The 13544-nt window shown below is 33.9% G+C and carries 8 protein-coding genes; 3 read left to right on the forward strand and 5 right to left on the reverse strand.

Translation table 11 applies throughout. The features are described 5' to 3' along the window. The first annotated feature begins 1 nt into the window (after position 1). Both QLQ95_RS08585 and QLQ95_RS08590 read left to right on the forward strand, forming a co-directional pair. Positions 2-1201 (forward strand): ABC transporter permease, encoded by a 1200-nt coding sequence (locus QLQ95_RS08585; RefSeq protein WP_428237546.1) that lies wholly within the window; start codon positions 2-4, stop codon positions 1199-1201. Positions 1202-1371: 170 nt separating this feature from the next. After that, positions 1372-2799 carry an MATE family efflux transporter gene (locus tag QLQ95_RS08590; protein ID WP_428237545.1) on the forward strand — a complete coding sequence of 476 codons (1428 nt, stop codon included), beginning with the start codon at positions 1372-1374 and terminating at the stop codon, positions 2797-2799. 136 nt (positions 2800-2935) lie between these two features. Here the strand turns inward: QLQ95_RS08590 and dusB are convergent, their stop codons facing one another. Then, complete coding sequence (gene dusB, locus QLQ95_RS08595) at positions 2936-3928, reverse strand: tRNA dihydrouridine synthase DusB (protein WP_095930621.1); 993 nt, start codon at positions 3926-3928, stop codon at positions 2936-2938. A 197-nt stretch (positions 3929-4125) separates the two neighbouring features. Here dusB and QLQ95_RS08600 point away from each other — a divergent pair, with 197 nt between their 5' ends. Beyond that, positions 4126-5253: a hypothetical protein gene (locus QLQ95_RS08600; RefSeq protein WP_320494330.1), complete on the forward strand. Its 1128-nt coding sequence runs from the start codon at positions 4126-4128 to the stop codon at positions 5251-5253. 49 nt (positions 5254-5302) lie between these two features. Here QLQ95_RS08600 and flxY read toward each other — a convergent pair whose 3' ends face one another. The 4 genes from flxY to QLQ95_RS08620 are packed head-to-tail and all read right to left on the reverse strand — an operon-like array spanning position 5303 to position 13461. After that, on the reverse strand, positions 5303-6601 hold the full coding sequence (flxY, locus tag QLQ95_RS08605; protein WP_320494331.1) for a flexirubin biosynthesis putative acyl-CoA ligase FlxY: 1299 nt from the start codon (positions 6599-6601) through the stop codon (positions 5303-5305). Continuing rightward, entirely contained in the window at positions 6598-8262 is a 1665-nt protein-coding gene (locus QLQ95_RS08610; protein ID WP_320494332.1) for a C45 family peptidase, read from the reverse strand. The genes flxY and QLQ95_RS08610 overlap by 4 nt, the downstream gene beginning before the upstream one ends. Positions 8263-8269: 7 nt before the next feature. After that, positions 8270-9787, reverse strand: a complete 1518-nt coding sequence (locus QLQ95_RS08615) for a phytoene desaturase family protein (protein ID WP_482503419.1) — start codon at positions 9785-9787, stop codon at positions 8270-8272. Next, positions 9784-13461, reverse strand: a complete 3678-nt coding sequence (locus tag QLQ95_RS08620; protein ID WP_482503421.1) for a 1-acyl-sn-glycerol-3-phosphate acyltransferase — start codon at positions 13459-13461, stop codon at positions 9784-9786. Before QLQ95_RS08620 ends, QLQ95_RS08615 begins: the two co-directional genes overlap by 4 nt. Positions 13462-13544 lie beyond the last annotated feature (83 nt).

Below are 13544 nucleotides of genomic sequence, written 5' to 3' on the forward strand. Positions count from 1 at the left end.
TTTGAATTTCCCCTTATACATAGCCAAACGTTATATTTTTAGTAGCAGTAAAAACAATGCTATCAATATCATCAATCGTATTGCCAGCATGGGAATCATTGTTGGAACAATGGCTTTGTTTGTGGTTTTATCTGTTTTTAGCGGATTAAAGGTTTTTAGTCTTTCGTTTACAAACGAAATTGATCCAGACTTAAAATTGACAAATACCTATGGAAAGTCTTTTTTACTTACTCCCGATCAGGAAAACGAAATTAAGAAAATCAATGGTGTTGCTTCTTATACCAAAATTATAGAAGAACGTGTTTTGTTTTTATTTAAAGACAAACAGCAAGTTACTTATCTAAAAGGAGTTGATAGTGTTTATCCAGTTGTTAACGATATTAAGAAAAAACTTTTTAATGGACAGTGGCTCAAACCAGACAGTTATCAGGTTGTAATTGGTTACGGATTGGCTCAAAATTTCTCAATGGGAATTCTTGATTTTGAAAACCCACTTCAGGTTTTTGCTCCTAAACCAGGAAAAGGCGCAATCGAAAATCCAGAAGAAGCGTTCACTAAAACCGATGTTTTGCCTGTTGGAATTTATTCGATTAGTGAAGATTTAGATTCAAAATATGTATTTGCAGATTTAGGATTGACACAAGAATTACTAATGTACAAACCAAATCAAATCTCGGGAATTGAATTTAAATTAAAAGAAAATGCAGATGAGGGAGCAGTAAAGACACAGCTCAAATCTATTTTTAAAGAAAAAATCACTTTAAAAAATAGAGCACAACTGAACGAGTCTTTGTATAGAATGCTAAATACTGAAAACATTGCAGTTTATCTGATTTTTACATTAGTAATTATTGTGGCTCTTTTTAATTTGATTGGCGCATTGATTATGATGATTTTAGAAAAGAAAGGAAATCTTAAAACGCTGTTCAACTTAGGAACAGACATCACTGGACTTCGAAAAATATTTTTGCTTCAAGGCACTTTATTGAGTGTTTTTGGTGGTTTAATCGGACTTGCTTTAGGTATAATCCTTGTCCTATTACAGCAGAAGTTTGAACTTATCATGATCACGCCAACTTTGGCTTACCCTGTTGTTTTTACAATAGAAAATGTTCTAATAGTAATGACGACCATTATTTCATTAGGGTTTGTTGCTTCATTAATTGCAAGCAGCCGAGTAAGTAAAAAATTACTGGATTAATTTCTTCTTTAGAAATATTACTTATATTTACTGCCTTGAAAATCTACAGCATATGATTGTTTCTGCCTAATCCTATTTTATTTTTTTAGATAATTAGGATACTTACGTTTACTTTTTTAGTTCAGATTAAGATACATCTGGACCAATTTTATTATTTATCCTAAAATATCATGACAGAAACATCTATAAAGAAAAGCTTCTTTTCTAAAATTTTTACCACACTAAAACAAGCCTTAAAAGGCGACGAATCTTTTGATTATACTTCTGGGAGTATCAAAAAAGCAGTAATTCTACTAGCCATTCCGATGGTTTTAGAAATGATGATGGAATCGGTTTTTGCTTTAGTCGATTTATATTTCGTTGGGCATTTAGAACATAGCAGTTTTGCCATTCAGACCGTCGGTTTGACTGAATCTGTATTGACAGTAATTTATTCTCTCGCAATCGGAATGAGTATGGCAGCAACAGCAGTTGTGGCACGAAGAATTGGAGAAAAAGATCCTGTCGCTGCGGCAAAAGCTGGAATGCAAGCCATCATAATTGCATTTGCAGTTAACAGTTTGATGAGCATCTTTGGAGTTATTTATGCCAAAGAGATTTTAATTTTGATGGGATCTTCTGTAGAATCTGCCGAACATGGTTTCCGATTTACTCAGATTATGATTGGCTCTAGTTTGTGCATTATGCTTTTGTTCTTAATAAATGGAATCTTTCGTGGAGCAGGAAATGCAGCTATTGCCATGAAAAGTCTTTGGATTGCGAACATTTGTAACATTATTTTATGTCCAGTTCTAATTAATGGTTTCGGACCAATACCCGCTTTCGGACTAGTTGGTGCAGCTTTGGCAACCACTATCGGAAGAAGTATTGGGGTTTTATATCAGGTTTATCATTTGTTTTTTGGAAACGGCATTTTAAAAATTAAGATTCCTTATTTTGCTCCCGATTTTAAACAGATACGCGCTTTAGTAAAAATTGCAGCACCTGGAATTCTACAGTTCGTGATTGCTTCTTGTAGCTGGATTTTCTTAGCACAATTAGTCGCGACAACGGGCGGTGATCATGGTTCTGCAGGTTATCAGACAGCTTTAAGAATTATGATGTTTTTCATACTTCCAGCTTGGGGATTGAGTAATGCCGCTGCGACTTTGGTTGGACAGAACTTAGGAGCCAAACAAATTGAACGCGCAGAAAAATCGGTTTATACAACAGCCAGATATAATGTAATTTTCATGGCTTCGATTATGATTATTACTTTGGTTTTTGGACAATATATAATTTCTTTTTTCACGAATGACGAGCAAGTAAAATCCATTGCAATTGAAGCATTGCAAATCATGAGCATCGGTTTTATTTTCTACGGAATCGGAATGGTTTTAATCAATACTTTCAATGGAGCAGGGGATACCTGGACACCAACCGGAATTAACTTTTTTGGTTTTTGGCTGTTTCAAATTCCGCTGGCTTATGTATTAGCAAAACATTTCAATATGGGACCAACGGGAGTTTTTATTGCTATTCCTGTTGCTGAAACTGCGATAACTTTGGCTGGGATATTTTTCTATAAAAGAGGAAAATGGAAACGAGTTCAAGTATAATAATAACAAAAGCCCTTCAAAACTTGAAGGGCTTTTTTGTGTCAGTATCTTTTCGAAACTAGTTCACACATTTTTGTCATTTCGACGAAGGAGAAATCTCCACGAGAAGCTCGACAAAGATTGAGAATGGAGATTTTTAAACAAACTCATATCCCGCGTAAACCTCTTCAATTTCTTTCATAATCGCGAATAAATCTTCGGGAGCATCAGTTGTAACTAATTTTTGTTTGAATTCTTTGAAGGAATGAATTCCTTTGAAATAGTTTGTATAATGACGACGCATTTCTACAATTCCTAAACGCTCGCCTTTCCAATCCATAGACCATTTTAAGTGGTTTCTTGCAGCTTCAACACGATCAATAACCGTTGGAGCAGGTAAGTGCTCGCCAGTTTTGAAATAGTGTTTGATTTCGTTAAAAATCCACGGATAACCAATTGCTGCACGGCCAATCATGATTCCGTCAATTCCGTATTCGTTTTTATATTTTAATGCTTTTTCCGGACTGTCGATATCACCGTTTCCGAAAATTGGCATTGTAATTCTTGGGTTGTTTTTTACTCGTGCAATATGCGACCAGTCAGAATGACCTTTGTACATTTGAGCACGAGTTCTTGCGTGGATTGTTAAAGCTTGAACACCAATATCCTGAAGCCTTTCTGCAACTTCATCAATATTAATTGAGCTTTCATCCCAGCCTAAACGCGTTTTTACTGTAACAGGTAAATCAGTTCCTTTGATAACCGCTTTCGTTAAACGCACCATCAAATCAACATCTTTTAAAACTCCTGCTCCAGCACCACGACAAACTACTTTTTTTACTGGACAACCAAAATTGATATCCACTAAATCTGGTTTTACAGTAGAAACAATTTTAGACGACATTTCCATCGCTTCTTCATCACCACCAAAAATCTGTATTCCAACAGGACGTTCGTAATCAAAAATATCCAGCTTCATGCGGCTTTTTATAGCGTCACGAATTAATCCTTCCGACGAAATAAATTCAGAGTACATCATGTCCGCTCCATGCGTTTTGCATAACCTGCGAAACGGCGGATCACTAACATCTTCCATCGGAGCTAGTAATAAAGGAAATTCAGGTAATTCTATGTTGCCAATCTTGACCATCTTCGTAATTTTTTGCAAAATTACAACTTTTAGTTCAATTTGTGCCAAATTGAGGTTCAAAGGTTCAGAGAGACAAAGGTTCAAAGTTTATATTGTAAGTATTGGTTCACAAAAAATAATTTAATAAAATAGGATTTATCTTAAATTTATATATATTTGATGATTATGTTATTAACCCAAAATACCACATTAATCCCATGAAAAAATTAAAATTTCTGATAATATCATTCATTGTTTTGACATTTGTTTCTTGTTCTGAGGAAAATATTTTAAAAAATGAAAATCTTGCAGAAACAGCCACAGTATCAAATATCGCAAGTACAAGAAAAACATCAACACAAGAAAACTGTTCTTTTGCTAAAGTGAAAGTTGGACCAGAAGATAATTTATATAACTGTCATGGACTTTCATTTGTTTTAAGTGAAAAATATCTAGAAACAAAAGAAAAAATAGATTTGCCAGGAGATGTTTATACTAGGTTTATTCAAAATGGAATATTTGTAGAAGATAGCAGCAGCAACGCCACAAAAGTTATTTATTGGAATAATTTAACGGATTATAAAAATCGTAATTTTATTGGAGTCGACCATTCTGCAATTATTGTAGAAGGCGATAACATTGTATATTCTAAACAAGGAGCTAATGAAGTATTTCAAAACTGTATCAATGATGTTTATTTAGCAGGTACACACTATTATAGAACCTATGCTTTAAATCTAGCTTTAAATCCTTACGAAACCAACCCAACTAGAAAAGTGCCATTTACAATTTCTGCAATACATAATGCAACAAGCATTTTAGATGTTCAATATGCTTGGGATGCAGACCCAGCTGATTATAAATATTTGCGAATGATTGGAAATGGATCTAGTTGCAGTTTTGAATTTAAAGGTGAAGCTCCAAGTAAGGCATATACATTTACATTAAAAGCAAAACATCAAAGAGGTAAAATTAATGGCGTTTCATTTGAAAAAGAGGCAACAAAAAAAGTTACAATTAATTTAACAGGAACTCCGGAACCTATTCCCACTGCAAGTTTTACAGGTTCAACTTATGTAACAAAAACATCAATGGGATCTTGGTCTGCAACAGCTTCAGGAGGAACCGCTCCTTATTCTTATTATTGGTGGATTAAACGTCAACAAGATCCGGATTCATTTTACTTGCAAATTGGAACAGGTTCAGAGTTATATTTATTGACAAAAACATCAATTAAATCTACTTATTATAATTTATACGTAAGAGTGGTTGATGCCAACGGCCAGTCATTTTCAACTGCACCACAAGTAGTTCAATCGACTGGTGTGTTAGAAGAAGCTTATTAAATAAAAAGAAAAAGCCTAGTTTGAATAAACTAGGCTTTTTTTATATTTCTTAAACAGAAGTTTTTCTGTAATCAAAAAATCGAATTGGTTTTCGGCTCATTGGATTAAAAACCAACGGATTTAAAACTTCTTTTGAAGCAAATTCTATTTTTGGAGTCACTCTCAATTTGGCTCTAAAGTGATCTTTTATTTCTTGTAAAAATTCTGGGCTTTGATTTTTTACCGCAATTTTAATCAAGATTTCATCAGTACCTAAATCATTAGTTGAAATTTCAATCAAATGATTTTCGATATTGTCAAAACTGCTCAAAACATCGTTCATCGCTGGCGGATAAAGCGTTGTGCCTTTATATTTAATCATTTGTTTTTTACGGCCAACAACGGGACCAACACGTAAAGTATTTCTTCCGCAAGCGCAAGGCTCGTCGTGAAACTGAACCATGTCTCCCGTTTTAAAACGCAGTAAAGGCATCGCTTCAATTCCTAAAGTAGTAAAAGTCAATTCGCCGGTTTCCCCATTTTTTACTGGCTGATTGTTTTCGTCTAAAACTTCAACAATGATCAATTCTGGATGATGATGTCCGCCTCTTCCGTGTTCACATTCTGTAAAAGCGGTACTCATTTCCGTAGAAGCATAAGTCGAAAACAACTTGATATTCCATTTATCGGTGATTTTTTTCGATAGAATATTCATTGAAAAATCCTGTTCTCTCAAAGATTCTCCAATGCAGATGGCACCTTTTATGCTCGAATTGTTATAATCGATTCCGTGCATTTCAGCATATTCGATTAATTTTAAAAGGAAAGAAGGAACCGTAATCAAATAAGACGGATTGTATTTTAAAATAGAATCCCACTGCATTTCTGGAATTCCAGCGCCAACACGAATTACGCCCACTTTCAGTTTTCGAAGTCCTAGAAAATAAGCCAAACCAGCCATAAATTTTCTATCAATGGTGGTCATTAACTGTACCACATCGCCTTCTGCAATTCCAGCGCAGGCAAATGAAATCGCTTCATTATAAGCCAATCGATCTAAGTCAGAATCGGTTAGACCGAAAGTAACGGGATCGCCTAAAGTTCCTGATGTTGAAGCATAATCAATAATTTTATGCTGCGGAACACACAAAAAATCATCATTGTATTGCTGTAAATCTTCTTTGGTTGTAACAGGTAAATGTTGTAAATCTTCCAGCGTTTTTACTTTCGAAATATCAATATTCTGTCCTGCAAAAAGTCTTTTATAAAAAGGAGAATTCTCACTGATATAAGATAAAAGTTCGGCTAATTTTTTTTCTTGAAAAATTTTAATCTCTTCTAAAGAATCTTTTTCTATTGCTGGAATCATTGTAATTTTCTTTTGACTTTTTTTAAATATTTTTCAATCTCTTCTTTTTGAGGAACTGTAGTGATTTCATGACTTAAAGCTTTTTCAAAATTAAGCTTTGCCTGAAGAAATTCCTTTTTTTGGTAAAAGTACAATCCTGCCTTATAATATACAACCCAATAATTAGGGTTTAACGCTTGATAATTCTGAAGAAACTCGGGAGAAACGTTTTTTTTCTTTTCTAAAATAGAATCTATTTTATGATCTTCAATTTTAAATTTTTTAAAACTCTGAAAAGCGGTGGTTTCCAAGAAAGGATCTTTGGCAATATTGAGATTTTCTTTTTGAAAAGATTTTGCTGCATTATGGTTTTCACCAAAAATCAGATTTAAATCATAACAGACAAATTCACCCAATTGAAACGGATTTGCCGAAACCCAAACTAATTTTTCTTTTGGTTTAAAGATAATTCCGTGATGTGCCAACAGTTGGTTCAAGGCTTTTTCATTTCCATAACCTAAAGAAATATTTTTTAAGCCTTCTTTGTCTCGAAGAATTTCAGAAGCAATCTCAGGATTTACTTTCGGATTTTCAGACAGCAATTCCTGCATTCTTTCATAACGGTATTCAGAATGGCTGTTGGCAATTTGTTCTAGATTTCGTTTATCGTTTGCAAAAGCGTCACCCTGAAAATGATTTGAACAAATTAATTGATCGCTGTTTGGAACATCATAAACATCCATTTTATTTGGCGAAACTTCAATTAAAATGGCTTTGTTATCATTGGCACTTCCAACCATAATCGATTCAGAAACAAAGACTTTTCTTTTTTTTGCAATAGCAATGGCTTCGTCCAGATTTTTCGCATGTTGCAAAATTTCGCGGGTCAAGATCGAAATCGGAGTTTTCGCACTAAGCGGAATTTTAGATTTGGAAGCATTTATGGTTACAGTCAATCCTTCATAATTCATTCCAGAAACCGCTCCGATCATTCCTGGCCAGGTTACCATCATAAACGGATATCCTTCTTTTGGTTTGATAAAGGCCGCAATTTTATTTTCCGCGAAAGCGTCATTGACATAAAAATCAAAATTTCGCGCCAGAATTAAATTTCCATCTTCCGATTTTTCGTTCCAAGCCGCAAAAGAAGAACAGCCCACTAAAGCTAAATCTTGTAACGCGTGTCCAATATCATGAGCGGCATGTAAGTACAAACTGCGCTGATATTGCGGTGCGATATTATCAAAGTCATTCGAAGTATATTGCGAAACGCCATAAATTTCGGTTTGATATTCGTCAGGAACATTTAAGTATAATTTTCGATTATACCATTTTAAAAACTGACGAAGCATTTTCTGCTGGAATTTTGACGGAATTAAATCGGTTATTTTCGAGAAAAAAATACGCTGCTGTTTGTGCAAAAGAGAATCAGTCAGCGCGCCAGTCGAAAGCCCAATTTCTAGCGGATCTCCTTCTACGTATAATTCCCAAAGACCTTGTTTGTTTTTTAAAAGTGAATTTTTTCCAGAGAGAAAAATACTGTCTGATATTTTTTCAACAACAGGTTTTGTCGAATTAAAAGCAGTGATATCTGGTATATGTTTTTTTGATTTTGAAGTACCGCAGGAAGTCATCAAGCTTAAAAAACCGATAAGGAAGAAATAAAAAATTCGGCTTTTCATGATTCAATTATTCAGATGCTTTTTTAATTTTTCCCAGCAGATATTCTTTTCCTACAATTTCAGAACAGGTTATGACCGCTCCAACCGTAACTCCCAAGACACCGTGCATGTTAATACTTTGGCCTGTAAGATAAAGATTTTCTACCTTAGTTTTAGTCGGAATCATAGTTTTCATCGGATTATTTGAATCTTTAACATATCCGTACATATTTCCGCCATCTCCGCCAATATAATCACGATACGAAAGCGGAGTAGAAGTATGAACCGATTGAATGCAATCTTTTATTCCGGGGAATTTTTTCTCGATTTCTTCTAAAAATTTGACTGCTTTTTTAGCTTTGAAATCCTCATAACTTTCTCCTCGATCATTTTCTTCAAAAGTGGTATTGAAAGTGTTTTCCCAAGCTTTGAGATCATCATATTTCATGTACGTTAAAAACGTCATTCCGTCTGCCCATTCTTCGTCTTTTTTCGACGGATTCATAGAAGCCATAAAGGTTTTGGGCCAAGAATTTTCGTCATATTCATAAGAGGTCCAAACATCATTAGCACTTTTAAAATGGTAATAATTATGATTGATGTATTTGAAAGTTTTAGGTTTAAAAACGATATACAAACTAAAAGCAGAAAGTACACTTTCAAGATTTTGAATTCTATTGAAAAACGGTTTTCTAAAGTTTTCTTGACCCGCCATTTTCAAAGTCGTTTTTGGTTCGATGTTCGAAATAAAATACGTTCCCGAAACCTCGGTTCCGTCTTTCATTTGTGCCGAATTTACCTTTTGGTTTTCGACTTCAATTTTGGTGACTTCTTTATGTTTGAAAAACTCACCGCCATATTTTTTTAATTGTTTCAGCAATTGTTTGGTGATCTGACTTCCGCCATTTACACATCGCCACGAACTTTCGATATACGAGTTGACTACAAGCGCATGAACGTAAAAAGGCGATTTGTCAGGAATTCCGGCATAAAGAAAATTAGATCCAGCCAAAACCGCTTTCAGCTTTTCATTTTGAGTAAACGAATCAATGGTTTCTTTCGCGTTAAGCGCTAAGATTTCATCATCGTATTTTCCTTCCGATTCTATATTGTAAAGCGGAAATGCTTTGCAGACCGTTTTTATTTTCTGGCAATATTGTTCGAGATTTTCTTTTTCTTCAGGAAAGTAATTCGTCAGTTGCTGAATGAAATTTTCGAAACCTTGCGCATGCGGATATTCGGTTTGATCGTCATCAAAAGAAATAATATCAAAACAATTTTCGTCTAGTTTTTTTAGATTCAAATGATCCATTATTCCAATATATTTGAAATATTGATGAAGATTCTGGCCTTCGCCCAAACCTCCGATGTAATGAATTCCCGTATCAAAAATGGTTTTATCTCTTACAAAAGTCTGAAGATTTCCACCATATTGATTGTTTTTTTCAAGTACACAAACGCTGTAGCCTTCTTTCGCCAGAATTACCGCAGAAACCAATCCGCCTAAACCGCTGCCAATTATGACTACATCGTACTGTTTTTTCATTCTTTTTTCTTTAAAACTAGCAAAGCATTTTCTTCAGAAACAATTTCAAAATTCTCAAATTGATTTTTCAAACGAGAACAATTGATTAAAATTATAAATGCAACATTCGAAATTACTTTTTCGATTTCAACGTTATAACTTTCATCAGAAATTAAAAGTACATCCAAATGATTTTCAAGTGCCGATTCAAGTTTGTCGAGATAAACTATTTTTCTCTTTGTAACGATATAATTCGTTTTGGCCACCAGCAATTTTTCTTCATCATTTATAAAAGAAACTATTTTTCGCTGTGGTTCTTGCAAAGCGAGCAAAACATCCAATTGCCCGTAATCATTTTCTAAATGCAGGATTTTTGCTTTTGGCGCAATGTGTTTGTTTAAATTATAATAAACTTCCAGATTCTGTTTCAAATCTTTTTTCACGCTATTTCCAACCTCGATTTCTTTATAGTCGTAACTGTTGATTAGCATTGTTTTGAAATAATCCGGACCTTCAAGTTCTTGTCTTATTTTGCGATATTCTGCTTTAAAGAAAGTACTTATTTGTTTAGTTCTTTCGGTATAATTAGTTCCAAAAGAAAGATCATCTGGAGCAATTCTTTCTAAAATAGTAACCGTCAATTTTCCGTGGTGAATGACAAAATCGCCTTTCGGAATCAACTCTGAAGCACCATGAATAACAACCGGAATAATGTCAATTTTAAATTCTTCGGCAAGGAAAAAAGCACCTTTGTGGAATCGTTTCACGACATTATTTTCTGATCGAGTTCCTTCTGGAAAAACCATTAAAGAATAACCTTGTTCTACTTTTTTGCGTAAATGTTCAACACCGCCTTCCAAACCTTCAGAAACGGGATAAAAACCTGCTTTTCTCACAACACCACCAAAAATAGGAGAGTTGTAAACCCAATCGCTCACTAAGAAAATGATTTTCGGGCTTAGCATTCCGATTGCTAGAATATCTAGAAATGAAGAATGATTGGCAATAATTACGGCTGGTTTCTCAAAAGTTTCATTGAAATTATTAACGACTTTTTTGCGAATAAACGGATTCGAATACAATACCGATTTCATGAATTTTGAAATCACATATCGGAAAGCTTTCATTTTTGATTTTTTACTAAAAGGCAAAATTGGCATTATAGTAAAACTGAAAACCGACATTACAATTCCGCCCAAACCATAATACGCAAAAGAAATTACACCATGAACAAAAGTTCGCAATTGAAAAGGTGGATTTCCTTTTTTAGGACGATTTGATAAAAACAGTTTGAATAAAATCGGATAGAAGATAAACGTTATAATCAGTGCTGCAAAAACCCCGATTAATGAAACTAGTGAAATGGAAGTAAGCGCAGGATGTTTGGCAAAAATCATGGCACCAATTCCTAAGATTGTCGTGATAACGGCCAGAATAATTGAGGTTCTGTAAATGGCAATTTCGTTAACTCCATTAGTATATTCTTTTTGCAAGGCACTGGTCATGAAAATACTAAAATCGACTCCGTGACCAAAAATCAAAGTGCAGACAATCATACTGAAAATGTTCATTTGAATGCCAAAAAGCCCCATAATTCCTGCCGTTACAATTCCAGTTAAAGCAATTGGAATACAGCTGATAATGACCAATTCGATTCTTCGGAAAAAGAAAAACAGAATCAAAATTACCGCTACAAAAGAATAATTTACAAGCGAATTGAAATCGGTTTTTAAAGTGCTGAAAAACGTTTCGTTCATCTGCTGACGATCGATTGCAATGACGTTTGCCTTTGCTGAAGCCGATTTTACAAAAACATCACGCTGTTCTGGCGTTACTTTTACTAAAGTTGAAACCGTGTAAAAACCATTTTTCTCGGTTATGAATTCTTGTAGTTGAAGTGCTTTTATTTTTAAAAATTCAGCTGCAGAAACTGGTTTGAAGTCAGAATCTAAATGATCAAAAAATAAATTATAAGTTGAAGGTTTAAAACCAAGTTTAGCGCCTTCAGCAATTAATTCAGATTTTATAAATTGTTTTTTCTGCGAAGTCCAAAACGAATTCCATTTCTTAATTTTTTCGATTTGAGCTTGTTGCGAAAGTACAATTCCACCAACAGAGCTGAAATTTAAAATTTTATTCTGATTTTTTGCTGCAGATAAATCATCAAAAAGTTTACTATTATGCTGTAAAGCTTCTTCCATCGTTTTTCCATACGAAGCAACATAAATCGTTTTGGAAGTTAAACTCGTGCTTTCTTCCAACTGTTTTTCGGCGGCTTTAATTTCTTTCGGAATAAAATTCAGCTGCGATAAATCGTTGTTGAAACCCACATCATTATAAGTAAAAAAGCAAATAATGGTAATGATAACGCAAAGCCCGATTAAGATTTTATTGTTGTGAAAAGAAAAATGAGCCATTTTATCAATCACATTCTTTTTATGATCTGCCGGATTTTCTTTTGGTTTATATAAATGAGGAATAATCAAAAGAGAGAAAATAGCTGAAGCCATAACGATAACAGCAGCGAAAATTCCGAGATCGTTTAAGGCATCCGATTTTACAAAAAGCAGACATAAAAACGCAACCGCAGTTGTAGAACTACTCATGATGACTGGCATTGTAATGTCTTTGTACAACGTTTTTACATCGCTATTATGTTTGTAATGCGTAAGAATATGAATAGAATAATCAATCGTGATTCCCAATAAAATAGAACCAATTCCTAAAGAAATTGCCGAAATCTGTTCTCTCACAAAATATAAAAATGCCACAGCAAATAAACCGCCAAAAACGGTTGGCAAAAATATAATCAGTGGAATTAATACTTTTCTATAAAATAAAATCAGAATGAGCATTAAAGTAAACATCGCGATTGATGTTGTCAAAATAATATCTCCTTTAATCTGATTGGCATTGGCAACGGCAATTAAAGCAGAACCAAAATAACTGATAGATGTTTTTCCTTTGAATTGTGTATTCAGATTTTCCTGAATCGATTTCAATTTTTCAGCAAAAATGGTATTCTTTTCTGTTTCGCTTGACGGAATATTGGAGGTGATAAAAAGCAATAATTTCTTTTTATCCTTCGTCATTACAAAACCATTTTCGAGTGTAAAATCGTCGCCAATATTTAATTGCTGTAATTTTTTTAAAGCGATAAAAGAAATCCCAAACGGATCTTGAAGAATAAAATCTTTAGTTATAAATCCAGATGGAGAAATAATTGATTTGTAATTTCCTTGAACGGTTGCCGCAATACTATCTTTTTGGAGTTTCTTTTCAATAGATGCATAATCATTATCATCTAGAAAAAGAGGCAAATTATTGTAAACAAAATCTACAGTTTCCTGAATGTTTTCTTCGTCAATTTTTCCTTGAATTCCGGTTATGTATGGTTTGCAGGATTTAGAAACGCTGTCTGAAAATACAGTTGCCATTTCTTTTAAATCCTCGGCAGAACCATTTTTATCCAAGCTAAAAATTACGGTTGTTTTATCCGCAAAATTTAATTGTTTTAAGACTTTGGCAGTAACATCGGTTTTGTCGTTGGTTGGGATAAGTTTGGTTATATCTTCTTCAAACTTTAGTCTTGAAGCAAAAAATCCAAAAATCAAAAGCATCAGAACAGCCAATAAAACCGAAAGAGATTTTCTTCGGTTTACAAATAAATGAATGGCATAGAAGTATTGATGCATGGTAATTTTATTTTTTTTCCGCCACGAATAAAAAGATTAACTTTAGTTTGTCACCCTGAGCGAAGTCGAAGGGCGTTCCAATT

It is taken from the genome of Flavobacterium sp. B330r, assembly GCF_056824325.1.